The following is a 23552-nucleotide window of genomic DNA, read 5'->3' on the forward strand; positions in this document are numbered from 1 at the left end:
CTGTTCCCTGTGAATAACATTATTAAGTAGATGGATTCTGGCAGAGTACAGTCGCAATGTATGGGTGGTAAAGCACAAAAAAGCCCCGTCATTTCTGGCGGGGCAAAGGCAAGGAGCTAATTAGCTATTTAATGCGGGACGTTCGCTGATGGTGATCCGCTGCGGTGGGACCGTTTCAGGTTCGTTGCGAATTAAATCGATGTGCAGCAAACCATTGGTGAAGCTCGCGCCGGAGACTTCCATATTTTCAGCCAGGGTAAAGCTCAGGCTGAAGGATTGTGTCACCAGCCCCTGATGCAGCCACTTGGTCTCTTTTTCCGGCTGCTCAGGCGTACCTTTCACGGTCAGACGCGTACCTTCCAGCTGAATATCCAGATCTTCCTGACGGAAACCGGCTAACGCAAGCGTAATGCGATAGTGGTTATCGTCGCTCTTTTCGATGTTATAGGGTGGGAAGCTCTGGCTTTCGCCGGTGTTTTGCAGTGCATTGGCCAGTTTGTCAAAACCGATCCATTGACGCAGCAGCGGGGATAAATCGTAGTTACGCATATTCATTTCTCCTTCTAAGAAGCGAGTAAATACCTTTCAGCTCCCTGACGGCAAGCTGATTGCTTAGCAGGGCCGCCTGACGCGGCCCACTGAATTAGTTGATTTCGATACGGCGCGGTTTGTTCGCTTCCGGAATCACGCGCTCAAGCTCGATATACAGCAGACCATTCACCAGGTTTGCGCCACGAACATGAATGTTCTCCGCCAACTGGAACTTGCGTTCAAAGTTGCGCTCGGCAATACCCTGATACAGGTAAGTACGTTCTTTTTGCTCGTCTGCATGAGCGCCTTTCACCACCAGCAAATTGTCCTGGGCGGTAATTTCCAGCTCGCTTTCAGCAAAGCCCGCAACGGCAATCGCAATACGGTAATGGTTTTCGTCTACCAGCTCGACGTTATACGGAGGGTAGCCGCCATTACTCTGGCTCTGATTGCTTTCCAGCAGGTTAAACAGGCGATCAAAACCAATTGCAGAACGGTATAACGGGGATAAGTCAAAGTTACGCATAATCAATAGCTCCTGAAATCAGCGAGAATGTTAGACCTTCCATCATGGACAGGTCAGGTAGCCAGAACACCCATCAGGCGTGCCCTTCATTTGCCTACATCCTAAAAATGGGTCTTGATACAAACTTTTCAAGCGTATTCATCCGACTTTTTTTGCAGTTTGTTGTCTATTGCATACACTGGGGGAACAGTTGTTATCGTTAGAGTGCGATAGCCACCACAGTGCGACAGAATGGTGATGTTATTTTTCGCAACGGATCGCTATAACTCACCATGCAAACACCGATGTTTAACAGATGAAAAAATGATGATTAGAAAAATGTTGTTAACACTGATGATGTGCAGCGGAATGGTTGTTGTGAGCGGGTGCTCCAGCGTCATGTCGCACACCGGTGGCAAAGAGGGAACGTATCCTGGCACGCGTGCCAGCGCCACGATGATTAGCGAGAGCGATACAAACTGGGGAACCAAGTCACTGGCGATTCTTGATATGCCATTTACCGCCGTGCTGGATACGCTACTGCTCCCGTGGGATTTCTTCCGTACCGATAGCTCGGTAAGATCGCGCGTTGAAAGAAGCGAGGAGAGCACGCAAGCCATTAACGACGTGATCCCCCCGGCAACAATGCCAGCCCCTTAAGTTAACGCCCGGTTTCTGTCACCCATAGCTGGCGGAAACCCTCGACGCTCTCCATCCACGCAACCTGCTGCCCATCAGGCGAGAAAACGATCGCATCAGCAGACGGTGGGGCTTCGTGACTTTTCGTTAAAAAATCAATCTCTCCCGTCTGTGCATCACAGCAGGCAATTCTATTATCCAGCACGAATCCCAACCATTGCCCCGACGGATGCCAGTTAAAGGCGGACTGAATATCACTCGAACAGTGAGTTAACTGGCGCGGTGCACCGCCCTGAGGTGAAATCAACCAGAGCTGCACCACGCCATGATCATCACGCATCAAAAACGCAATCTCTGATGCCAGGGGATGACTGCGCACCCAGTGACGCGGCTGATTCACCAGTCCAGGGAAAGCGCGATCGTGAGTAAACGTCAGGCGGCGCTGAACCACGCCAGCCGGCGGGGCTGGCATTGTTGATTCGCTGCCTTCAAGCGGTGCATCGCCCGGTTGCTTCCAGCCACTTTCATCCTGCGGTAAATCGACAATAAACAGTTCAGGTACTTTCTCACCATTGACTGACAACGTATCACCGATAAACGCCAGCGCGTGGTTCCCCACCCAGCCCTCTTCATAGGCACGGTTAATCTGATCGCTACCCGGCTGTGGCGCAGGCGTAGTCTGGCTTACCAGTACGCACCAGTGACTTCCGCTGTACTCGCGCGGATGCTGAACGGAAACCGTCACCGGACCGTACGGCGAAGCCACGCCAACGTTACGTAAATCCAGCGCCGGGGAACGCTCACGCAACACATGGTCGTTATAGGTGAAGCTGACAAACTCGCCGTTCGGGCTAAAAACATGTACATGGCTGCCGCCGCGCAGTGCGCCAGGGGTATACGGGACAGTAATATCCATCGCGTCCAGATTCGTCACATCACCCTGCCCGGCAATGACTCCGCGACGGTGATGAAAGTCGTAATGCCATGTTTCATCAGGATTTTCAGGTCCGTGAATGAACACGTATTTTTCAGACTTCGGATGAACGGTCACCACGCCAACGTGTGCCTGCTGCGTCGCGCGATAAATTACTTCCACCTCGCCAGTGTGAATATTGACGCGTTCAATGGTCTCGCCGGTAAACGATGCGCCGGAGGGTCGCACATCAAAAACCAGCCACTGGCTGTCCGGGGTCCAGGTATTGATATTGGTCAGTTGGTGATGACGCGGCGTAAAGGTGACTTGCTTCATGGGATGCCCTGATACGAGACAATTTCAGCAATCATACTTCACAAGGACTTCACTTTCAGGCTTTAGCGTATGCTCATCTCACTTACTATGGGCAGAAAGATGGAACATTTTGACGTGGCGATTATCGGTTTAGGCCCGGCAGGTGCGGCGCTGGCGCGGCAGTTGAGCGGAAAAATGCGCGTGATTGCTCTGGATAAAAAGCGCCAGTGCGGGACTGAAGGGTTCACCAAACCCTGCGGAGGCCTACTGGCTCCTGACGCCCAACGTTCATTTATCCGCGACGGGATCACGCTCCCCGTTGATGTTATTGCCAATCCGCAGATATTCAGCGTTAAAACGGTCGATGTGGCCGCCTCTCTGACCCGAAACTACCAGCGTAGTTATATCAATATCGATCGCCATGCTTTTGATTTATGGATGAAATCACTCATCCCTGACGATGTGCAGGTTTATCATGACAGTCTGTGTCGTAAAGTCTGGCGCGAGGGCGATAAATGGCATGTGATATTCCGTGCAGACGGCTGGGAACAGCAGATTACGACTCGCTATCTGATCGGTGCCGACGGGGCGAATTCGCTGGTGCGCCGTCATCTCTATCCACAACACCAGATCCGTAAATATGTTGCTATCCAACAGTGGTTTACGGAACAACACCCTGTCCCGTTCTACTCGTGTATTTTTGATAACGATGCTACGGACTGTTATTCCTGGAGTATCAGCAAAGACGGCTTTTTTATCTTCGGGGGTGCTTACCCAATGAAGGACGGTCAGGCACGTTTTGACATGCTGAAAACCAGGATGGAAGCGTTCCATTTCCAGTTTGGCAAACCGGTGAAAAGCGAAAAATGTACAGTCCTGTTCCCGTCACGCTGGAAGGATTTCGTCTGCGGCGAGGAGAACGCCTTTCTGATTGGCGAAGCCGCCGGATTTATTAGCGCCAGTTCACTGGAAGGTATTAGCTATGCGCTGGACAGCGCGGAAATCCTTAAATCCGTACTGTTGCAGGACGTGGTAGACAAAAATAAAGCCTATCGAAAAGCAACCCGCAAGCTGCGTATCAAGCTGTATGGAAAAATCCTCAAGAGCCGGGCGCTAACGTCCGCATTTTCCCGTAAATGGATAATGCGCAGCGGCGTGGCGCATATTCCGCAGGCCGAATACCCTGAATCAAAAACGACAACGGATGAAAAAGACGTTGGGCAAATGCGGCAAGGCATTTGCCCATAGCGGACTTAATTCAGCGCAAATTTCTCAATGGCATACGCAACGCCGTCTTCAAGATTAGATTTGGTGACGAAGTTGGCGATTTCTTTTACCGAGGGAATTGCGTTATCCATGGCTACGCCCATACCGGCATATTCGATCATCGCGATGTCGTTTTCCTGATCGCCAATCGCCATAACCTCTTCGGCTTTAATGCCCAGCGCATCGGCCAGCGATTTCACACCGGTGCCTTTATTGACGCGTTTATCCAGGATTTCGAGGAAGTACGGCGCACTTTTCAGCACTGTATATTTCTCTTTCACCTCTGCCGGAATGCGTGAGATGGCTTTATCGAGGATTTCTGGTTCATCAATCATCATCACTTTCAGGAACTGAATCGCCGGGTCCATCTTCTCGGCTTCACAGAACACCAGCGGAATGGTCGCGATAAACGATTCATGCACCGTGTAGTAGCTGATATCTCGGTTAGCGGTATACAGCGTGTTGCGATCGAGGGCGTGGAAGTGTGAACCGACTTCCCGGGAGAGCTGTTCCAGGTAACGATAATCGTCATAGCTCAACGCCGTTTGGGCAACGGTGCTGCCATCCCCTGCTTTCTGCACCAGCGCCCCGTTGTAGGTAATGCAGTAGTCGCCGGGTTGTTCCATATGAAGTTCTTTCAAGTAGCTGTGGACGCCGGCATACGGACGGCCAGTGGTCAGCACCACGTTTATCCCGCGCGCGCGCGCCGCAGCAATTGCATTTTTGACTGCAGGTGAAATGGTGTGATCGGGCAGCAGAAGTGTGCCATCCATATCGATAGCAATAAGTTTGATAGCCATGAGTTCCCCGGATTAAATGAGTCCGTCCTCATGCTAACGCGATTCCGCTCAAAAAACAGCTACGAAAAGGGGGATAGGAAGGGGAACCGGGATCCCCCTTTTGACAATCGATGGTAGGCCGGATAAGGCCTAAGCCGCCATCCGGCAAAAACTGACGAACTGCCTGATGGCGTTGCGCTTATCAGGCCTACAGGAGCAGGCCTGAGTTACACATTAGATATCAATATTTGCCGCTTTCAGGGCGTTCTCTTCGATAAACGCACGACGCGGTTCAACGGCGTCGCCCATCAGCGTAGTGAACAACTGGTCGGCAGCAATCGCGTCTTTCACCGTCACACGCAGCATACGACGGCTTTCCGGATCCATGGTGGTTTCCCACAGCTGATCCGGGTTCATTTCGCCCAGACCTTTATAACGCTGAATAGACAGACCACGGCGGGACTCTTTCACCAGCCAGTCCAGCGCCTGCTCGAAGCTGGTAACCGGCTGACGACGCTCACCACGTTCGATAAACGCATCGTCTTCGATCAGGCCACGCAGTTTCTCACCCAGCGTGCAGAGACGACGGTATTCACCTCCGGTCACAAACTCATGCTCCAGAGGGTAGTCGGTATCGACCCCGTGGGTACGCACGCGGATAACCGGTTCAAACAGGTTCAGCTCGGCGTCTTTACGTACAAAGCTATTCCAGGTGCTACCGTGCATTTCGTTTTCATTCAGCACGTTCACCAGCTGGGAAACCCAGGCCGTGACTTTCTCTTCATCAGCCAAATCGGCTTCGGCCAGCGTCGGTTGATAAACCAGTTCTTTCAGCAACGAGCGCGGGAAGCGGCGCTCCATACGACCAATCATTTTCTGCGTGGCATTGTATTCAGACACCAGTTTTTCCAGCGCTTCACCCGCCAGCGCCGGAGCGTGGGCATTGGTGTGCAGCGTGGCGCCATCAAGAGCAATAGAGATCTGGTACTGATCCATCGCTTCATCGTCTTTGATGTACTGTTCCTGCTTGCCTTTCTTCACTTTGTACAGCGGTGGCTGTGCAATGTAGACGTGGCCGCGTTCAACAATTTCCGGCATCTGACGATAGAAGAAGGTCAACAGCAATGTACGAATGTGCGAGCCGTCGACGTCCGCATCGGTCATGATGATGATGCTGTGATAACGCAGTTTATCCGGGTTGTATTCGTCGCGACCGATACCGCAGCCGAGCGCGGTAATCAGCGTTGCCACTTCCTGAGAAGAGAGCATCTTGTCGAAGCGCGCCTTCTCCACGTTAAGGATTTTACCCTTCAGCGGCAGAATCGCCTGGTTCTTACGGTTACGTCCCTGCTTCGCAGAGCCGCCCGCTGAGTCCCCTTCCACCAGGTACAGTTCAGAGTGGGCCGGGTCGCGTTCCTGACAGTCCGCCAGTTTGCCCGGCAGGCCAGCTAAGTCCAGCGCACCCTTACGACGGGTCATTTCACGTGCACGACGTGCTGCTTCACGGGCACGTGCCGCATCAATAATTTTACCGACGACGATTTTCGCGTCAGACGGGTTTTCCAGCAGGTATTCGCTCAGCAGTTCGTTCATCTGCTGTTCTACTGCGGTTTTCACCTCGGAGGAGACCAGCTTGTCTTTGGTCTGGGAGGAGAATTTCGGATCCGGTACTTTCACGGAAACGACAGCAATCAGGCCTTCACGGGCATCGTCACCGGTGGCGCTGACTTTCGCTTTTTTGCTGTAGCCTTCTTTGTCCATGTAGGCGTTCAGGGTACGGGTCATCGCCGCACGGAAGCCTGCAAGGTGAGTACCGCCATCACGCTGTGGAATGTTGTTGGTGAAGCAGTAGATGTTTTCCTGGAAACCATCGTTCCACTGCAGCGCAACTTCGACGCCAATACCGTCTTTTTCGGTGGAGAAGTAGAAGATATTCGGGTGGATCGGCGTTTTGTTTTTGTTGAGGTATTCAACAAACGCCTTGATGCCACCTTCGTAGTGGAAATGATCTTCTTTGCCGTCGCGCTTATCGCGCAGGCGGATGGATACGCCGGAGTTCAGGAATGACAGCTCGCGCAGGCGTTTCGCCAGAATCTCATATTCAAACTCAACGACATTGGTAAAGGTTTCATGGCTTGGCCAGAAACGCACCTGGGTACCGGTCGCTTCAGTCTCGCCAGTCACGGCCAGTGGTGCCTGCGGTACGCCGTGCACGTAAGTTTGCTGATGCACTTTGCCTTCGCGGCGAATCACCAGCTCCAGTTTCTGCGACAGGGCGTTAACCACGGAAACACCTACGCCGTGCAGACCGCCGGAGACTTTATAGGAGTTATCATCGAATTTACCGCCTGCGTGCAGGACGGTCATGATCACTTCGGCCGCCGAAACGCCCTCTTCCGGGTGGATACCGGTTGGGATACCACGACCATCATCGGTAACGGACACGGAGTTGTCAGCGTGGATTGTCACCACGATATCTTTACAGTGACCCGCGAGCGCTTCGTCGATAGCGTTATCTACCACCTCGAATACCATGTGGTGTAGACCGGTGCCGTCATCCGTGTCGCCGATATACATACCCGGGCGCTTACGCACCGCATCCAGTCCTTTCAGGACTTTGATACTGGAGGAGTCATAAGAATTCGACATCAACGTTTCTCGCTCATTTTATCTTGGGTTAATCCGTTATTTTACCCTTTTCCACGGTGAACATCTTCGAATTTTTGTCCGACATGTCCATAACGTGTTCAGCGCTAATTGCGCTGACAAAGACTTGAGATTGCGTGGCTTTTAAGCGGCTGGCTAGCAGTCCGCGACGCGCATCATCCAGTTCAGAGGCAAAATCATCTATCAGGTACAGGCAGCGCCGTCCGCTTTCGCGAGTCAGGAACTCCCCTTGCGCCAGACGTAAGGCGCACATCAGCAGTTTTAACTGCCCACGCGACAACGTATCTTCCACCGGTGCACCGTCGGCACGTATGCGGAAATCCGCTTTGTGCGGGCCGTGCGCGGTGTAGGTCAACATGCGATCGCGTTCAAAACTGCGTTCCAGCACCTCAGCGTAGTCGGTCTCTTTCTCCCAGCCACGCTGGAAAGAGAAAGAGAGTGAAAACTCGGGAAGAAACTGCTGGCAGGTATCCGCCATATCCTGCGCGATACCGGCGCTGTACTCCGCGCGCCAGGTGCTGATTTGTTCCGCCAGCGGGATCAACTCTCGATCCCACGGGCGCAGTTGCTCATAACGACTCACCTGGCGCAGCGCCGCATTGCGCTGCTTTAGCAATCGCTTAAGGTTGCTCCAGGCGGTAAAGAATCCGGCTTCATTGTGAAAGCATCCCCAGTCAAGGAATGCTCTTCTGTATTTGGGGCCGCCATTGAGTAAAGTAAACCCCTCAGGCGTTATCAGCTGCATCGGCATCAGGTGCGCCAGTTCGGCAACCTTATGACCGTCAGTGCCGTCAATGCGCACTTTGCTGTCACCCAGCTTGTCTTTGGTCAGGCCAATCGAGGTTTCACGCTCGGCGCCCTGCAAACGCCCGTGGAGTACAAACGACTCCTGCTCGTGGCGAATGACGCGGCCAATCTGCACACTGCGAAACGCCCGACCGTGACCGAGCGTATAAATAGCTTCCAGCACGCTGGTTTTACCGCTGCCGTTAGCGCCGACCAGGAAGTTAAAGCCGGGAGATAAAGTGAGATCCGCATTTTCAATATTGCGGAAATCTTTAATCAGGAGTCGGGATAGCGACATATCAACTCGTCATCATTCAAGGGGCGTGGGTGTCGCAGCCAGTTCGTCTACCGCCAGCGCGCAGAAAGCGGAGCGTACACGAAGTACGTGAGCATTTCGAGCACTGCCGGAAGGCGAAATGGCAAGTAAACCAGCCCCTTTGCAGATTCTACAATCTCATAGGCATGACGACGTAGGCTGCGGATTGTGACGCTGCATCTTCAATCTGTACGCTCGATACGGAATCGGTCAGCATAATACGGACGTTTTCGCACTTCAGCGCGTTCAGTACGTCCAGCACGTAGCTAACATTGAAGCCGATTTCCATTTCAGTCCCAGGATAGGTGACATCGAGGATCTCTTCCGCTTCTTCCTGCTCTGGGTTGTTGGCCGTAATTTTGAGCTGGTTTTCGCTGACGTACAGACGCACACCGCGGAATTTCTCATTGGAGAGTATGGCCGCACGGGCAAACGCCTGCTTAAGGATATCGCAGCCCGCCTCCAGATGTTTGTCTGGATTCTTCGGCAGTACGCGACGGTAATCCGGGAAACGTCCATCTACCAGCTTGGAGGTAAAGATGAAATCGCCAACATGCGCACGGATGTTATTGCTGCCAATCTGCACGCGCAGCGGGTTGTCGCCGCCGTCGAGCATACGCATCAGTTCAATCACGCCTTTACGCGGCACGATCACCGAATGACTGGGCAGCGATTGACCCACCGGCATAGAGCACACCGCCAGGCGGTGACCGTCGGTCGCCACGGTACGCAGTTCTTCACCTTCGGTTTCAAACAGCATGCCGTTTAAGTAATAGCGCACATCCTGATGAGCCATCGAAAACTGCGTGGCTTCAATCAGACGCTTCATCGTCGCCTGCGGCAGCGTGAATTCAACTTCACTCTGCCAGTCATCCAGATTCGGGAAGTCGGCGGCAGGCAGTGTGGACAGCGAGAAACGGCTGCGGCCAGAACGCACCAGCATGCGGTCACCTTCCAACTGGACAGCAATTTCCGCACCTTCCGGCAAACCACGACAAATGTCGAAGAATTTACGCGCCGGGACGGTGGTCGCACCGGGTTCATGCGGCTGGATCAGCGCAACGCGTGCCACCATCTCCATCTCGAGATCGGTACCGGTCAGAGAAAGCGTTCCATCCGCAACCTGTAGTAACAGGTTTCCGAGGATCGGCAGCGTAGGACGACCACCCAGCGGGCCGCTGACCTGCTGAAGCGGTTTTAATAAATGTTCACGTTCAACGGTAAATTTCATAGCGTCACGAAGATAATGTTCTGATTAAATTGGAGAAATCTTCTTTAATATCATGGCTTTCTTCACGCAACTGTTCAATCTTGCGACAGGCATGAAGCACGGTAGTATGGTCACGCCCACCAAAGGCGTCGCCAATTTCCGGCAAACTGTGGTTGGTAAGCTCTTTTGCCAGCGCCATCGCCATCTGACGCGGACGCGCTACCGAGCGAGATCGACGCTTAGAAAGCAGATCCGCAATTTTGATTTTGTAATACTCAGCCACCGTCTTTTGAATATTGTCGATGGTGACCAGTTTTTCCTGTAATGCCAGCAGGTCGCGCAGCGCCTCACGCACAAAATCGATAGTAATCGCCCGGCCAGTAAAGTTGGCGTTAGCAATCACGCGGTTCAGTGCGCCTTCCAGTTCACGCACGTTAGAGCGTAAACGCTTGGCAATAAAGAACGCCACCTCGCCTGGCAGACGAATATCGTTTTCGTCAGCTTTTTTCATCAGGATCGCAACGCGCGTTTCCAGTTCAGGTGGTTCGATCGCGACGGTCAGTCCCCAGCCAAAGCGGGATTTCAGACGATCTTCAACACCATTGATCTCCTTCGGATAGCGATCCGACGTCAGGATGATCTGCTGATTACCTTCCAGCAGGGCATTGAAGGTGTGGAAAAACTCTTCCTGGGATCGTTCTTTATTAGCAAAGAATTGAATATCGTCAATCAGCAACGCATCAACCGAACGGTAGTAGCGTTTAAACTCTTCGATCGCATTGTTTTGTAGGGCTTTAACCATGTCCTGTACAAAACGCTCGGAGTGCATATACACCACTTTTGCATTCGGCTTGCGCGCCATAATCCCGTTACCCACAGCATGCAACAGGTGGGTTTTACCCAGGCCGGTGCCGCCATAAAGGAATAGAGGATTGTAGGCGCCGCCAGGATTGTCCGCCACCTGACGAGCCGCCGCGCGCGCCAGTTGGTTAGATTTACCTTCAACGAAGTTATCAAACGTGTGTTTGACGTTGACGTTAGAGCGATAGGTTGGTTCTGCCGGGGCCGGGACGTTATCCCAACCCGAACGTGCTGCAGGTGCAGCTCGTTGCGGCTGAACTTGTTGCGCTACATACGCAGGTGCGACAACGTGATTAACCGGCGTCTTCAGCGTTTGCGTGACGGGTTTGGTACCGACTTCAAAGCGTAGCTGTGGGGCATCTGCTCCGCAGAAGTTATTCAGCAATCCATTAATATTATTAAGGTATTTGTCCCTTACCCAATCGAGCACAAAACGGTTTGGCGCATACAAAGCCAGCGTGTTATCGCTCAGTTCCGCCTGCAACGGGCGTATCCACATACTGAATTCTGTGGCTGGTAACTCATCCTGCAATCGGGCAAGACACTGCTGCCAAAGCGAAAGTGACACGGCGGACTCCACTCGAACAAAAGTCGATAAATGACAAAGGCTGAAACATTCATGATTGTTGGCGCACGTCGAAAAGACCCTGCGTGAGGGTGACGTGCGAACCGCTGTCTGCGGTTATATGCCTGATCAGGATCCATTGAAACGATCAGGACCGCGGATCATAGCCTAAACTGAGCGAGAGATCTTCTGTTTCTCACAGATTCTTCCCGATTTATCCACAGGATGATCCAGAATCGGCTAAGTGTAAACGATCCTGGAGAAGTGCTGCAGGTTTTCGCGCGCATATTGAAAAAATTAATGAGTAAAGATGCTTTACTGCGAAAACGATCTAATAAAGATCCCGTGCGATCCTTGCGCTTTATCCACCAGCCCGTATAATTCTTACCCCCAGCGAGTAAAGGTCGCCTCACGGCGTCAACGCTGCCTGTTTTTTACGCGAAACCATGCGGAAAAAAGCGGGAATTAAGGAAAGAGAATTGACTCCGGAGTGTACAATTATTACAATCCGGCCTCTTTAATCACCCACACTGTGGCGTAAGTCGTTCGAAGTTCGTTCGGGTATACGCAAAAGTCAGTGAATTTATTCAAGTTTAGGTAGAAATCGCCATGAAACGCACTTTTCAACCGTCTGTACTGAAGCGCAACCGTTCTCACGGCTTCCGTGCTCGTATGGCTAATAAAAATGGTCGTCAGGTTTTGGCACGTCGTCGTGCTAAAGGCCGTTCTCGTCTGACCGTTTCTAAGTAATAAAAGCTAGCCCCTGAGTGGTTAAGCTCGCATTTCCCAGGGAGTTACGTTTGTTAACTCCCACTCATTTCACATTCGTCTTCCAGCAGCCACAACGGGCTGGCACGCCGCAAATCACCATTCTCGGCCGCCAAAATTCGCTGGGGCATCCCCGCATCGGTCTAACGGTCGCCAAGAAAAATGTTAAACGTGCGCATGAACGCAACAGGATTAAACGCCTGACGCGTGAAAGCTTCCGTTTACGTCAGCACGAACTTCCAGCAATGGATTTCGTAGTGGTGGCTAAAAAAGGGGTTGCCGACCTCGATAACCGTGCTCTCTCGGAAGCGTTGGAAAAATTATGGCGTCGCCATTGTCGCCTGGCTCGCGGGTCCTGATAGCCCTCATTCGGGTCTATCAACGCCTGATCAGTCCGCTGCTTGGGCCGCATTGCCGTTTCACTCCAACCTGTTCGAGCTACGGAATTGAGGCATTGCGCAGGTTTGGAGTGATAAAAGGCAGTTGGTTGACGGTGAAACGCGTATTAAAATGCCACCCTTTACACCCTGGTGGTGACGATCCCGTCCCACCCGGACCATTTGATACCAGAGAACACTAACGATGGATTCGCAACGCAATCTTTTAGTCATCGCTTTGCTGTTCGTGTCTTTCATGATCTGGCAAGCCTGGGAGCAGGATAAAAATCCGCAACCTCAGGCTCAACAGACCACGCAGACAACGACCACCGCAGCGGGTAGCGCCGCCGACCAGGGCGTACCGGCCAGTGGCCAGGGGAAACTGATTACGGTTAAGACTGACGTGCTTGATCTGACCATCAACACCCGTGGTGGTGATGTGGAACAGGCTTCACTGCCAGCTTACCCGAAAGAACTCGGTTCTACCGAACCGTTCCAGTTACTGGATACCACGCCACAGTTCATCTATCAGGCACAGAGTGGCCTGACAGGTCGTGACGGCCCGGATAACCCGGCTAACGGCCCGCGTCCGCTGTACAACGTCGACAAAGACGCTTTTGTACTGGCTGACGGTCAAAATGAACTGCAGATCCCGATGACCTATACAGACGCCGCTGGCAACACGTTTACCAAAACGTTTGTTCTCAAGCGCGGTGAGTATGCGGTAAGCGTTAACTACAGCGTGCAGAACGCCAGCGAGAAGCCGCTGGAAATCTCCACCTTTGGTCAGCTGAAGCAATCCATCAATCTGCCCTCTCATCTCGACACCGGTAGCAGCAACTTTGCGCTGCATACCTTCCGTGGCGCGGCTTACTCCACGCCTGATGAGAAGTATGAGAAATACAAGTTTGACACCATTGCTGAAAACGAAAACCTGAACGTCAACGCTAAAGACGGCTGGGTCGCAATGCTGCAGCAGTATTTCGCCACGGCATGGGTTCCGCGTAACGACGGCACCAATAACTTCTATACCGCAAATCTGGGTAACGGCATTGCCGCTATCGGCTATAAATCTCAGCCGGTACTGGTTCAACCGGGCCAGACAAGCGCGATGACCAGCACCCTGTGGGTTGGCCCGGAAATTCAGGATAAAATGGCGGCCGTTGCACCGCACCTGGATCTGACCGTCGACTACGGTTGGTTGTGGTTCATCTCTCAGCCGCTGTTCAAACTGCTGAAGTGGATCCATAGCTTCCTGGGTAACTGGGGCTTCTCTATCATCGTTATCACCTTTATCGTTCGTGGCATCATGTACCCGCTGACTAAAGCGCAGTACACCTCCATGGCGAAGATGCGTATGCTGCAGCCGAAGATTCAGGCAATGCGTGAGCGTCTGGGCGATGACAAACAGCGTCAGAGCCAGGAAATGATGGCCCTGTACAAAGCTGAGAAGGTTAACCCTCTGGGCGGCTGCTTCCCGCTGATCATCCAGATGCCAATCTTCCTGGCACTGTACTACATGCTGATGGGCTCCATTGAACTGCGCCATGCGCCGTTCGCACTGTGGATCCATGACCTGTCTGCACAGGACCCGTACTACATCCTGCCGATCCTGATGGGCGTAACGATGTTCTTCATTCAGAAGATGTCGCCGACCACCGTGACCGACCCGATGCAGCAGAAGATCATGACCTTTATGCCGGTCATCTTCACCGTGTTCTTCCTGTGGTTCCCGTCAGGTCTGGTGCTGTACTATATCGTCAGCAACCTGGTAACCATTATTCAGCAGCAGCTGATTTACCGTGGTCTGGAGAAGCGTGGCCTGCATAGCCGCGAGAAAAAGAATTCCTGATTCGGTTGTAGGCCGGATAAGGCGAAGCCGCCATCCGGCAAACGGAACATAAATTAAAGGGCGGTCGATTGACCGCCTTTTTTATTATTGGTATTTAAGAGACATATCATGAGCCATAACGACACCATCGTCGCTCAGGCCACCCCACCGGGACGTGGTGGTGTGGGTATTCTGCGCATCTCCGGCCTGAAAGCCCGCGAGGTTGCAGAATCCGTACTGGGCAAACTGCCAAAACCACGTTATGCCGACTACCTGCCGTTTAAAGATGCCGATGGTAGCACGCTGGATCAGGGGATTGCCCTGTGGTTCCCCGGTCCAAACTCCTTTACCGGTGAAGACGTTTTAGAATTGCAGGGCCACGGCGGCCCGGTCATTCTCGACCTGCTGTTAAAACGTATTCTGACTATTCCCGGCCTGCGTATTGCCAGACCCGGTGAGTTCTCGGAGCGCGCGTTCCTGAACGATAAACTCGATTTAGCCCAGGCAGAAGCCATTGCCGACCTGATCGATGCCAGTTCAGAACAAGCCGCACGTTCCGCGCTGAACTCCTTGCAGGGTGCGTTCTCCGCCCGCGTAAATCACCTTGTGGAAGCACTCACTCACCTGCGCATCTACGTGGAAGCGGCGATTGATTTTCCGGATGAGGAAATCGACTTCCTCTCTGACGGTAAAATTGAAGGCCTGCTTAATAACGTCATCGCCGATCTCGATGCCGTACGGGCCGAAGCGCGTCAGGGTAGCCTGCTGCGTGAAGGGATGAAGGTGGTGATCGCCGGACGTCCTAACGCCGGGAAATCAAGCCTGCTGAACGCCTTAGCAGGCCGTGAGGCGGCGATTGTCACCGACATTGCTGGCACCACCCGCGACGTGCTGCGCGAACATATTCATATCGACGGTATGCCGCTGCATATCATCGACACCGCCGGTCTGCGTGACGCCAGTGACGAAGTCGAACGCATTGGTATCGAACGCGCCTGGCAGGAAATCGAACAGGCCGACCGCGTGCTGTTTATGGTGGATGGCACCACCACCGATGCCGTCGACCCGGCCGATATCTGGCCTGATTTTATCGCACGTTTGCCGACGAAGTTACCCATCACCGTGGTACGCAACAAAGCGGATATCACTGGAGAAACGCTGGGCCTTAGCGAAGTAAATGGCCACTCACTGGTTCGCCTCTCCGCGCGTACCGGCGAAGGCGTGGACGTGCTGCGTAACCATCTCAAGCAGAGTATGGGCTTCGAAACCAATATGGAAGGCGGTTTCCTGGCGCGCCGTCGTCACCTGCAGGCACTGGCAGAAGCGGCAGAGCATCTCGAGCAGGGCAAAGCTCAGCTGTTGGGCGCCAGGGCCGGAGAATTGCTGGCAGAAGAGCTACGCCTCGCGCAGCAGAATCTCAGTGAGATCACCGGGGAGTTTACCTCCGACGATCTGCTGGGACGGATTTTCTCCAGCTTCTGTATCGGTAAGTAACGTTGTGTTGCCCGGTGGCGTGATGCTTGCCGGGCCTACAGGCCCCGTAGGCCCGATAAGGCAAAGCCGCCATCCGGCAACAAATGATTTCCTCACAGGAAATCACTGTTGTCCGAATGGCAACTCGTGCTACTGACGCTCTCCCCGTATTCTTAGCGCCACATTCCTCATGAGGTCGCTATGACACGCTTTTTAATCTGCAGTTTTGCTCTGGTTCTGCTTTATCCTGCCGGTATTGATATGTATCTGGTGGGGTTACCGCGTATTGCCGCCGACCTTAACGCCAGCGAAGCACAGCTGCATATCGCATTTTCAGTGTATCTGGCCGGAATGGCCGCGGCGATGCTGTTCGCCGGTAAGATTGCCGACCAGTCGGGTCGTAAACCGGTCGCGATTGTCGGCGCCCTGATCTTTATTTTTGCTTCCGCCCTGTGTTCATTCGCCGAGAGCGGTACACCGTTCCTGGTGGGCCGTTTTATTCAGGGAATTGGCGCGGGCTGCTGTTATGTAGTGGCCTTTGCGATTTTGCGCGATACGCTCGACGATCGCCGCCGGGCGAAGGTGCTGTCGCTGTTGAACGGTATCACCTGTATCGTGCCAGTTCTGGCCCCGGTAATGGGGCATCTGATTATGCTCAAATACCCGTGGCAGAGCCTGTTCTACACGATGATTGGTATGGGCGTGGCAGTTTGCCTGCTATCGGTGTTTATCCTGCGAGAATCGCGCCCAGCGACGCTCTCAAGGTCTGCGGGTGTTGAGCAGCGCACCGAATCGCTGGTAAACCGCTTTTTCCTCAGCCGACTGGCGATTACCACGCTCAGCGTGTCGGTGATCCTTACCTTCGTCAACACCTCGCCGGTGCTACTGATGGAGGTAATGGGTTTTGACCGCGGTGAATACGCCACGACCATGGCGATGACCGCAGGGGTCAGTATGGCGGTTTCTTTCTCCACGCCGTTCGCCCTGAGCCTGTTTAAGCCCCGCACCCTGATGCTGGCCTCGCAGGTGCTGTTCCTAAGCGCAGGCGTGGTTCTAACCCTTGCCAGCTCGCATGCAGTTACACTGTTTGGCCTGACGTTAATCTGTGCCGGATTCTCGGTCGGTTTCGGCGTTGCCATGAGCCAGGCGCTGGGACCGTTCTCGCTGCGAGCGGGCGTCGCCAGCTCAACGCTAGGCATCGCCCAGGTTTGTGGCTCATCGCTGTGGATTTGGCTGGCGGCTGTCCTCGGACTTGACGCGTTGAATATGCTGATCGGGATTCTGATTGGCTGTAGCATAGTGAGCATCATGCTGATTATCACTGTTGCTCCTAACCGGTCCGCGCCTACTCATGAAGAAATCCCTCAGCAGTCTCGATCTTAATTTACTGCTCTGCCTGCAGCTCCTGATGCAGGAGCGCAGCGTCACCAAAACCGCCAAACGGATGAACGTCACGCCGTCGGCGGTCAGTAAATCGTTGGCGAAGCTGAGATCCTGGTTTGACGATCCGCTGTTTGTAAACACCCCGCTGGGGCTGACGCCGACGCCGTTGATGGTCAGTATGGAACAGAACCTGGCGGAGTGGATGCAGATGGGCAATCAGTTGCTCGATAAGCCGCATCACGAAGCACCGCGCGGGTTGAAGTTTGATCTGGTGGCCGAGACGCCGCTGGTGATGATCATGTTCAACGCACTCTCGCAGCAGATTTATCAACGCTATCCGCAAGCGTCCATCAAAGTGCGCAACTGGGATTACGATTCGCTGGACGCCATTATTCGCGGTGAGGTGGATATCGGGTTTACCGGGCGCGAAAGCCACCCGCGCTCACGCGAGTTGCTGAGTCTGCTGCCGTTATCTATCGATCATGAAGTGCTGTTTTCCGATCTCCCCTGCGTCTGGCTGCGCGAAGATCATCCGGCGTTACGAGAAGAGTGGAACCTGGAGACCTTCCTGCGCTATCCGCATATCAGTATCAGTTGGGAACAAAGCGATACCTGGGCGCTGGACGATGTGCTGCAGGAGATGGGACGCAAACGCACTATCGCCCTGAGTCTGCCGGGGTTTGAGCAGTCGCTGTTTATGGCCGCCCAACCGGATCACGCGTTGATAGCCACCGCCCCAGTCTACTGTCAGCGTTATAATCAACTCCACCAGCTTCCACTGGTGGCACGCCCGCTGCCCTTTGATACCGCACAGCTGGAAAAAATGCGCGTACCGTTCACCCTGCTCTGGCATAAACGTAACAGCCACAATCCAAAGATCGTCTGGCTGAAAGACACGATCAAGTCGCTCTATCGTGATATGTCCTGACACTGCGCGCCCAAATTGTTGCTAAATTAACCATGATAGTGTCAGAAATGTAAATGTCGCGTAATGTATCCCGTTTTCGCCTGATTTTTAGGCAGCAAAGCCTGCCTGGACGCCGTGTAAATGTTACTCTGGTAATAATCACGGACCATTAATCACGGAGCGAAAAATGGCGACACATTTTGCCAGAGGGATTCTTACGGAGGGACACCTGATTTCAGTTCGCCTCCCTTCTCCATGTCATATCGAAGCAAACAGCCTCCCAACTCACCGCCGAACACGCTTTCTGGCCTCCAGAAGCCTCCTCGCTGAACTGATGTTTATGCTTTACGGCACCAGCTCGCTGCCCGAAATCGTGCAACATGCCAAAGGCAAACCGGTCTTTCGCGATAAAAATCTGCCCGGATTTTCCATTTCCTACGCCGGAAATATCGTCGGCGTTGCGCTGACGACAGAAGGCAGCTGCGGCCTGGATATGGAACTTCAGCGAGCAATCCGTGGGTTTAACTATCCACATTCGACGGACACCAGGCGCTTTTCCAGCAACGAAAACCTGTGGATCAACAACCAAAGCGATCCGAATGAAGCACGCGCACAGCTCATTACCCTACGCCAGAGCGTACTCAAACTTACCGGTGATATGAGCAATGACGATCCGCGCGAACTCCAGTTGTTACCCGGCGCCGGACGCCTGAAATGCGCCCATACGGCGCAGATCGAAGCCATTTGCGATGCGGAAGATGTGCTGGTGTGGTCGGTCGCGGTGACGCCAGCTATTGAAAAACTCAAGGTTTGGGAGTTTGATGGTAAGCAGGATTGGAAAAGTTTGCCCGATATCCAGACTCGCGCCAATGCGCCAACGGGCCGCCTGATCCGCTTCTCTCAATTATCCGCAGCGAAGAACTACACGCTTAACTGATTTAACCTTCATGATGAAACAGGAGTAACCATGTCCGAAACATTGAATGTTGTTACGTTACTGGGGAGCCTGCGCAAAGGCTCATTTAATGGAATGGTTGCCCGTACGCTGCCAAAAATTGCCCCGGCAGGGATGGACGTCAACGCATTACCGTCGATTGGCGATATTCCACTGTACGATGCCGATCTCCAACAGGAAGAAGGTTTTCCGGCAAGCGTAGAAGCGCTGGCGGAGCAGATCAGAAAAGCGGATGGCGTGGTGATTGTCACACCAGAATATAACTATTCGGTACCAGGTGGACTGAAGAACGCCATCGACTGGCTGTCCCGTCTGCCCGATCAGCCTCTGGCAGGCAAACCGGTGCTGATCCAGACCAGCTCAATGGGCGCGATTGGCGGTGCCCGCTGTCAGTACCATCTGCGCCAGATTCTGGTGTTCCTTGACGCCATGGTCATGAATAAACCGGAGTTTATGGGCGGTGTCATTCAGAATAAAGTGGATACACAAACCGGCGAAGTGATTGATCAAAGCACGCTGGATCACCTGACGGGCCAGTTGGCCGCCTTCGGGGATTATATTCAGCGCGTAAAAGCATAAAAGAAAAAGCCCGCCAGCAGTAATGCCGGGCGGGCTGTAGAGAATACCGATATTTTAGTGTGCGTCGATAAACACAATCTTCAGCACAAACAGCAGCGCCACAACGATCACGCATGGGCTGAGGTCGCGGAAGCGTCCGGTACCGATTTTCATTACACAGTAGGAAATAAAGCCCAGCGCGATACCTTCGGTAATCGAGAAGCTAAACGGCATCATCACGGCGGTAATAAACGCCGGGACCGCTTCGGTCAGGTCATCCCACTTCACGCGTGACAGGCTGGAGGTCATCAGCACACCGACATAAATCAGCGCACCTGCTGCCGCATAAGGCGGCACCATTCCCGCCAGCGGCGACAGGAAAATCACCAGCAGGAACAGGATCCCCACCACGACAGCCGTCAGGCCAGTACGCCCGCCAACTGAAACCCCGGAAGACGACTCGATATACGCAGTCACCGAAGAAGTACCGATAAAGGACCCGGCAACCGAGGAGACGCTATCCACAAACAGCGCCTGCTTCATGCGCGGAAACTTGCCTTTTTCATCGGCCAGACCCGCTTTGTCCGTCACACCGATAAGCGTACCGGAGGAGTCGAACAGGTTAACCAGCATGAAGGAGAAGATCACCCCCGCCAGCCCCAGGTTGAACGACCCGGCAAGGTCAACATGGCCCACAACGGTGGTGATGCTCGGTGGTGCAGAAACGATACCGTTATAGTGCACATCGCCCAGCATCCAGCCCAGCAGGGTGGTGACGATAATCGAAACCAGCACCGCCGCATGAATGTTGCGGGACGCCAGAATAGCGATAATGAAGAAGCCCAAGACCCCCAGCAGCACGCTGTGAGAAGTCAGGTTACCAATGGAAACCAGCGTATCCTTGTTCGCCACGATAACGCCGGCATTTTTCAGCCCCATCATGCCGATAAACAGACCGATACCGCTGGTGATCCCCACGCGCAGACTGACCGGAATGTTGGCAATCATCCAGTAACGCACGCGGAAGATAGTCAGCAGCAGCAGACCCACCGCACCCCAGAAGATAGCGCCCATACCTACCTGCCACGGCAGGCCCATTGCCTGTACCACGACGAACGCGAAGAAGGCGTTCAGCCCCATCGCTGGCGCCAGCGCCACCGGCAGGTTAGCGAATACGCCCATCAGGATACTGCCCAACGCCGCAATCAGACAGGTGGTCACGAAGACGGCACTGGTGTCCATTCCGGCTACGCCCAGAATTTGCGGGTTGACGAAAACGATGTAGACCATCGTCAGGAAAGTAGTGAAACCGGCGATCACTTCGGTCCGTGCCGTCGTGCCATGTTCGCGCAGTTTAAACACGCGTTCCAGTATGCCCCGGCCAGAAGCCTGGGTTGTGTGTTGTTGACTCATTATCAATTTCCGAACAAGGAGGGAAAATTCGTCGCTATCCTATACCAAAATGCGACAATAGGGTGGGTTATGAGCGATTTTTTTCCATTGATTTTGCTTATACGGCAACGATTGCGTCGCCCAATAATGCTGTACGTAAACGTTAAACTTGTTAAAACGGAAATGACATGTCCCAGATAGAAGCTGTATTTTTTGACTGTGACGGAACCCTCGTCGACAGTGAAGTCATTTGTTCTCGCGCGTATGTCAGCATGTTCCAGGCGTTTGGCATTACGCTCGATCTTGAAGAGACGTTTAAACGCTTCAAGGGGGTAAAGCTCTACGAGATCATCGACATTATCAACGACGAGCACGGTGTCGAACTGGCAAAAGCCGAACTAGAACCGATTTACCGCGCCGAGGTCGCACGCCTGTTCGATACGGAACTGGAGGTGATTGCGGGTGCCAACGCGCTGCTGGATAGCATGGCAGTGCCGATGTGCGTGGTGTCGAACGGTCCGGTCAGCAAAATGCAGCACTCGTTAGGCAAGCTAGGCATGCTGCATCATTTCCCGGATTTACTGTTCAGCGGCTATGATATCCAACGCTGGAAGCCCGATCCGGCGCTGATGTTCCATGCGGCAAAAGCCATGAACGTCAATCCGCAAAACTGCATTCTGGTGGATGATTCTGCAGCGGGTGCGCAGTCAGGGATTGATGCCGGGATGGAGGTGTTCTACTTCTGCGCCGATTCGCACAACAAACCGATCGATCATCCTAAAGTGACGACCTTTACCGATCTGGCACAATTGCCGGCATTGTGGAAGGCGCGGGGTTGGAATATCGTCGATTAAACAGTAGGCCTGATAAGCAAAGCGCCATCAAGCGGATGGCGCAGAATGCCGGATGCGGCGTAACGCCTTATCCGGCCTACAATAGCGACGCCGGGGATCCCGGCGAACGCAACAAGCCGCTTATTCCTTCGGGTCTTTACCCGCCAGCAGCTTATCCAGCTCATCGCCGCCGACGTGACGGAAATCTTGTCCCTTCACGAAGTAGAAGATGTATTCGCAAATATTCTGGCAACGGTCACCGATACGCTCGATAGAACGGGCGCAGAACAGTGCGGTCAGCACGCTCGGAATGGTGCGCGGGTCTTCCATCATATAGGTCATCAGTTGGCGTACGATGCCCTCATATTCCTGGTCAACTTTCCTGTCTTCACGGTAAATACGCACCGCTTCGTCCAGATCCATCCGCGCAAATGCATCCAGAACATCATGCAGCATTTGCACCGTATGGCGACCCAGTGATTCCAGGCTTACCAGCAACGGCTGATGCTGCAGGGAGAATTTCTCCAGCGCGGTACGGCAAATTTTATCCGCTACATCACCAATACGTTCCAGCTCAGCGATAGTTTTGATGATTGCCATCACCAGGCGCAGGTCGCTCGCCGTCGGCTGACGCTTGGCAATGATGCGCACACAGGCTTCATCAATCGCCACTTCCATCATATTGACGTTCTTATCGCCCTCAATGACGCGCTTCGCCAGCTCGCTGTCCTGGTTGTGCATAGCGGTAATGGCATCAGAAAGCTGCTGCTCCACCATGCCGCCCATGGTCATTACCTGGGTGCGGATGCTTTCCAGTTCTGCGTTGAACTGGCCGGAAATATGTTTATTAAGGTTCAGACTGTCCATAACGCGCTCCTGAATCAACCGTAACGACCGGTGATATAATCTTCTGTTTGTTTCTTCGCGGGCTTGGTGAACAGATCGTCCGTGTTGCTGAACTCAATCAACTCGCCCAGGTACATAAACGCCGTGTGGTCGGAACAACGCGCAGCCTGCTGCATGTTGTGGGTAACGATAACGACGGTGTAATCCTCTTTCAGCTCGGTGATCAGCTCTTCAATACGCCCGGTAGAGATCGGGTCGAGCGCCGAACACGGCTCATCCAGCAGCAACACTTCAGGGCGAATGGCAATACCACGCGCAATGCACAAACGCTGCTGCTGACCACCGGAGAGAGAGTACCCGCTCTGGTGTAGTTTATCTTTGGTTTCATTCCATAATGCGGCCTTGGTCAAGGCCCACTGCACGCGCTCGTCCATGTCTGCACGCGAGAGTTTTTCAAACAGACGGACACCAAACGCGATGTTGTCGTAGATGGACATCGGGAACGGCGTCGGCTTCTGGAACACCATCCCTACTTTGGCACGCAGCAACGCGATATCCTGGGTATTGGTGAGAATATTGTCGCCATCCAGCAGGATTTCACCTTCCGCACGCTGTTCTGGATACAGTTCAAACATTTTGTTGAAGGTACGCAGAAGCGTTGATTTACCACAGCCTGATGGCCCGATAAACGCCGTGACCTGGTTTTTAGCGATATCCAGGTTGATGTTCTTCAGGGCATGGAATTTGCCGTAGTAGAAGTTCAAATCACGAACCTGAATCTTACCTGGGGCAGTATCAACCATACTCATTTCAATCTATTCCTTATCATGCCTGATGGCGCGCAGCTTATCAGGCCTACAAATATGTTCGACCGTA

At 53.4% G+C, this 23552-nt stretch carries 23 protein-coding genes and 1 other annotated feature; of the genes, 12 read left to right on the forward strand and 11 right to left on the reverse strand.

Translation table 11 applies throughout. The features are described 5' to 3' along the window. Positions 1-120: 120 nt before the first annotated feature. Together ibpB and ibpA are read right to left on the reverse strand one after the other, a co-directional pair. Complete coding sequence (gene ibpB / locus FDX22_RS29610) at positions 121-549, reverse strand: small heat shock chaperone IbpB (protein ID WP_096759003.1); 429 nt, start codon at positions 547-549, stop codon at positions 121-123. 94 nt (positions 550-643) lie between these two features. Continuing rightward, positions 644-1057: a small heat shock chaperone IbpA gene (ibpA, locus tag FDX22_RS29615; protein ID WP_045448945.1), complete on the reverse strand. Its 414-nt coding sequence runs from the start codon at positions 1055-1057 to the stop codon at positions 644-646. Then, positions 1051-1123, reverse strand: a sequence feature (ROSE (Repression Of Heat Shock gene Expression) occurs in the 5'-region of heat shock genes and acts as an RNA thermometer to modulate expression.). Its footprint overlaps the gene before it by 7 nt. Before the next feature lie 240 nt (positions 1124-1363). Between ibpA and FDX22_RS29620 the strand changes: the two genes are divergently transcribed. Then, entirely contained in the window at positions 1364-1696 is a 333-nt protein-coding gene (locus tag FDX22_RS29620) for a YceK/YidQ family lipoprotein (RefSeq protein ID WP_096759493.1), read from the forward strand. Between the two features lies 1 nt (position 1697). On the opposite strand, the gene FDX22_RS29625 is transcribed toward FDX22_RS29620, so the two are convergent. Continuing rightward, entirely contained in the window at positions 1698-2924 is a 1227-nt protein-coding gene (locus FDX22_RS29625; protein ID WP_146718199.1) for a DUF3748 domain-containing protein, read from the reverse strand. Between the two features lie 99 nt (positions 2925-3023). Between FDX22_RS29625 and cbrA the strand changes: the two genes are divergently transcribed. Continuing rightward, positions 3024-4151 carry a colicin M resistance lipid reductase CbrA gene (cbrA, locus tag FDX22_RS29630; RefSeq protein ID WP_146718209.1) on the forward strand — a complete coding sequence of 376 codons (1128 nt, stop codon included), beginning with the start codon at positions 3024-3026 and terminating at the stop codon, positions 4149-4151. Positions 4152-4156: 5 nt separating this feature from the next. On the opposite strand, the gene yidA is transcribed toward cbrA, so the two are convergent. The 5 genes from yidA to dnaA all read right to left on the reverse strand — a co-directional run bounded on the left by yidA (position 4157) and on the right by dnaA (position 11356). Beyond that, positions 4157-4969 (reverse strand): sugar-phosphatase, encoded by an 813-nt coding sequence (yidA, locus tag FDX22_RS29635; RefSeq protein WP_135911177.1) that lies wholly within the window; start codon positions 4967-4969, stop codon positions 4157-4159. Between the two features lie 213 nt (positions 4970-5182). Continuing rightward, positions 5183-7597, reverse strand: a complete 2415-nt coding sequence (gene gyrB, locus FDX22_RS29640) for a DNA topoisomerase (ATP-hydrolyzing) subunit B (RefSeq protein ID WP_115257112.1) — start codon at positions 7595-7597, stop codon at positions 5183-5185. Between the two features lie 28 nt (positions 7598-7625). Continuing rightward, positions 7626-8699, reverse strand: a complete 1074-nt coding sequence (recF, locus tag FDX22_RS29645) for a DNA replication/repair protein RecF (RefSeq protein WP_096758998.1) — start codon at positions 8697-8699, stop codon at positions 7626-7628. 148 nt (positions 8700-8847) lie between these two features. Then, the gene (dnaN, locus tag FDX22_RS29650; protein WP_096758997.1) at positions 8848-9948 is read right to left on the reverse strand and encodes a DNA polymerase III subunit beta; all 1101 of its coding nucleotides are present in this window, start codon (positions 9946-9948) and stop codon (positions 8848-8850) included. A 4-nt stretch (positions 9949-9952) separates the two neighbouring features. Further along, positions 9953-11356 carry a chromosomal replication initiator protein DnaA gene (gene dnaA, locus FDX22_RS29655; protein ID WP_096758996.1) on the reverse strand — a complete coding sequence of 468 codons (1404 nt, stop codon included), beginning with the start codon at positions 11354-11356 and terminating at the stop codon, positions 9953-9955. 606 nt (positions 11357-11962) lie between these two features. Between dnaA and rpmH the strand changes: the two genes are divergently transcribed. The 9 genes from rpmH (at position 11963) to FDX22_RS29700 (ending at position 19626) form a co-directional block, all read left to right on the forward strand. After that, a complete protein-coding gene (rpmH, locus tag FDX22_RS29660) occupies positions 11963-12103 on the forward strand; it encodes a 50S ribosomal protein L34 (RefSeq protein WP_003023858.1) in 141 nt (46 codons plus the stop codon). Positions 12104-12120: 17 nt separating this feature from the next. Further along, the gene (gene rnpA, locus FDX22_RS29665; protein WP_096758995.1) at positions 12121-12480 is read left to right on the forward strand and encodes a ribonuclease P protein component; all 360 of its coding nucleotides are present in this window, start codon (positions 12121-12123) and stop codon (positions 12478-12480) included. After that, positions 12444-12701 carry a membrane protein insertion efficiency factor YidD gene (gene yidD, locus FDX22_RS29670; RefSeq protein WP_003023846.1) on the forward strand — a complete coding sequence of 86 codons (258 nt, stop codon included), beginning with the start codon at positions 12444-12446 and terminating at the stop codon, positions 12699-12701. The genes rnpA and yidD overlap by 37 nt, the downstream gene beginning before the upstream one ends. A 2-nt stretch (positions 12702-12703) precedes the next feature. Next, complete coding sequence (gene yidC, locus FDX22_RS29675) at positions 12704-14350, forward strand: membrane protein insertase YidC (protein WP_115259883.1); 1647 nt, start codon at positions 12704-12706, stop codon at positions 14348-14350. A 108-nt stretch (positions 14351-14458) separates the two neighbouring features. Next, on the forward strand, positions 14459-15823 hold the full coding sequence (gene mnmE / locus FDX22_RS29680) for a tRNA uridine-5-carboxymethylaminomethyl(34) synthesis GTPase MnmE (protein WP_096758993.1): 1365 nt from the start codon (positions 14459-14461) through the stop codon (positions 15821-15823). 180 nt (positions 15824-16003) lie between these two features. Further along, positions 16004-17185: an MFS transporter gene (locus FDX22_RS29685; protein ID WP_117342604.1), complete on the forward strand. Its 1182-nt coding sequence runs from the start codon at positions 16004-16006 to the stop codon at positions 17183-17185. After that, a complete protein-coding gene (gene yidZ / locus FDX22_RS29690; protein WP_146718200.1) occupies positions 17154-18113 on the forward strand; it encodes an HTH-type transcriptional regulator YidZ in 960 nt (319 codons plus the stop codon). Before FDX22_RS29685 ends, yidZ begins: the two co-directional genes overlap by 32 nt. A 166-nt stretch (positions 18114-18279) precedes the next feature. Beyond that, positions 18280-19029 (forward strand): 4'-phosphopantetheinyl transferase superfamily protein, encoded by a 750-nt coding sequence (locus FDX22_RS29695; protein ID WP_117342606.1) that lies wholly within the window; start codon positions 18280-18282, stop codon positions 19027-19029. 30 nt (positions 19030-19059) lie between these two features. Continuing rightward, positions 19060-19626: an NADPH-dependent FMN reductase gene (locus FDX22_RS29700; protein WP_096758989.1), complete on the forward strand. Its 567-nt coding sequence runs from the start codon at positions 19060-19062 to the stop codon at positions 19624-19626. Positions 19627-19680: 54 nt separating this feature from the next. Here the strand turns inward: FDX22_RS29700 and adeP are convergent, their stop codons facing one another. After that, on the reverse strand, positions 19681-21018 hold the full coding sequence (adeP, locus tag FDX22_RS29705; RefSeq protein ID WP_138140552.1) for an adenine permease AdeP: 1338 nt from the start codon (positions 21016-21018) through the stop codon (positions 19681-19683). Between the two features lie 167 nt (positions 21019-21185). Between adeP and yieH the strand changes: the two genes are divergently transcribed. Next, complete coding sequence (gene yieH, locus FDX22_RS29710) at positions 21186-21851, forward strand: 6-phosphogluconate phosphatase (RefSeq protein WP_096758988.1); 666 nt, start codon at positions 21186-21188, stop codon at positions 21849-21851. Between the two features lie 120 nt (positions 21852-21971). Here the strand turns inward: yieH and phoU are convergent, their stop codons facing one another. Together phoU and pstB are read right to left on the reverse strand one after the other, a co-directional pair. Beyond that, on the reverse strand, positions 21972-22697 hold the full coding sequence (gene phoU / locus FDX22_RS29715) for a phosphate signaling complex protein PhoU (RefSeq protein WP_115259878.1): 726 nt from the start codon (positions 22695-22697) through the stop codon (positions 21972-21974). Between the two features lie 14 nt (positions 22698-22711). Then, positions 22712-23485, reverse strand: coding sequence for a phosphate ABC transporter ATP-binding protein PstB (gene pstB / locus FDX22_RS29720; protein WP_003023821.1), 774 nt, complete (start codon positions 23483-23485; stop codon positions 22712-22714). Positions 23486-23552: the final 67 nt, after the last annotated feature.

Origin of the sequence: Citrobacter sp. TBCS-14 (assembly GCF_005280805.1) — a bacterium.
Lineage (GTDB): Bacteria > Pseudomonadota > Gammaproteobacteria > Enterobacterales > Enterobacteriaceae > Citrobacter > Citrobacter gillenii.

What these genes read in the sequence shown, in the direction of transcription:
- ibpB (WP_096759003.1), bottom strand. Translation starts at nt 549, where the DNA reads ATGCGTAACTACGATTTATCCCCGCTGCTGCGTCAATGGATCGGTTTT.
- ibpA (WP_045448945.1), bottom strand. Translation starts at nt 1,057, where the DNA reads ATGCGTAACTTTGACTTATCCCCGTTATACCGTTCTGCAATTGGTTTT.
- FDX22_RS29620 (WP_096759493.1), top strand. Translation starts at nt 1,364, where the DNA reads ATGATTAGAAAAATGTTGTTAACACTGATGATGTGCAGCGGAATGGTT.
- FDX22_RS29625 (WP_146718199.1), bottom strand. Translation starts at nt 2,924, where the DNA reads ATGAAGCAAGTCACCTTTACGCCGCGTCATCACCAACTGACCAATATC.
- cbrA (WP_146718209.1), top strand. Translation starts at nt 3,024, where the DNA reads ATGGAACATTTTGACGTGGCGATTATCGGTTTAGGCCCGGCAGGTGCG.
- yidA (WP_135911177.1), bottom strand. Translation starts at nt 4,969, where the DNA reads ATGGCTATCAAACTTATTGCTATCGATATGGATGGCACACTTCTGCTG.
- gyrB (WP_115257112.1), bottom strand. Translation starts at nt 7,597, where the DNA reads ATGTCGAATTCTTATGACTCCTCCAGTATCAAAGTCCTGAAAGGACTG.
- recF (WP_096758998.1), bottom strand. Translation starts at nt 8,699, where the DNA reads ATGTCGCTATCCCGACTCCTGATTAAAGATTTCCGCAATATTGAAAAT.
- dnaN (WP_096758997.1), bottom strand. Translation starts at nt 9,948, where the DNA reads ATGAAATTTACCGTTGAACGTGAACATTTATTAAAACCGCTTCAGCAG.
- rpmH (WP_003023858.1), top strand. Translation starts at nt 11,963, where the DNA reads ATGAAACGCACTTTTCAACCGTCTGTACTGAAGCGCAACCGTTCTCAC.
- yidD (WP_003023846.1), top strand. Translation starts at nt 12,444, where the DNA reads ATGGCGTCGCCATTGTCGCCTGGCTCGCGGGTCCTGATAGCCCTCATT.
- yidC (WP_115259883.1), top strand. Translation starts at nt 12,704, where the DNA reads ATGGATTCGCAACGCAATCTTTTAGTCATCGCTTTGCTGTTCGTGTCT.
- mnmE (WP_096758993.1), top strand. Translation starts at nt 14,459, where the DNA reads ATGAGCCATAACGACACCATCGTCGCTCAGGCCACCCCACCGGGACGT.
- FDX22_RS29685 (WP_117342604.1), top strand. Translation starts at nt 16,004, where the DNA reads ATGACACGCTTTTTAATCTGCAGTTTTGCTCTGGTTCTGCTTTATCCT.
- yidZ (WP_146718200.1), top strand. Translation starts at nt 17,154, where the DNA reads ATGAAGAAATCCCTCAGCAGTCTCGATCTTAATTTACTGCTCTGCCTG.
- FDX22_RS29695 (WP_117342606.1), top strand. Translation starts at nt 18,280, where the DNA reads ATGGCGACACATTTTGCCAGAGGGATTCTTACGGAGGGACACCTGATT.
- FDX22_RS29700 (WP_096758989.1), top strand. Translation starts at nt 19,060, where the DNA reads ATGTCCGAAACATTGAATGTTGTTACGTTACTGGGGAGCCTGCGCAAA.
- adeP (WP_138140552.1), bottom strand. Translation starts at nt 21,018, where the DNA reads ATGAGTCAACAACACACAACCCAGGCTTCTGGCCGGGGCATACTGGAA.
- yieH (WP_096758988.1), top strand. Translation starts at nt 21,186, where the DNA reads ATGTCCCAGATAGAAGCTGTATTTTTTGACTGTGACGGAACCCTCGTC.
- phoU (WP_115259878.1), bottom strand. Translation starts at nt 22,697, where the DNA reads ATGGACAGTCTGAACCTTAATAAACATATTTCCGGCCAGTTCAACGCA.
- pstB (WP_003023821.1), bottom strand. Translation starts at nt 23,485, where the DNA reads ATGAGTATGGTTGATACTGCCCCAGGTAAGATTCAGGTTCGTGATTTG.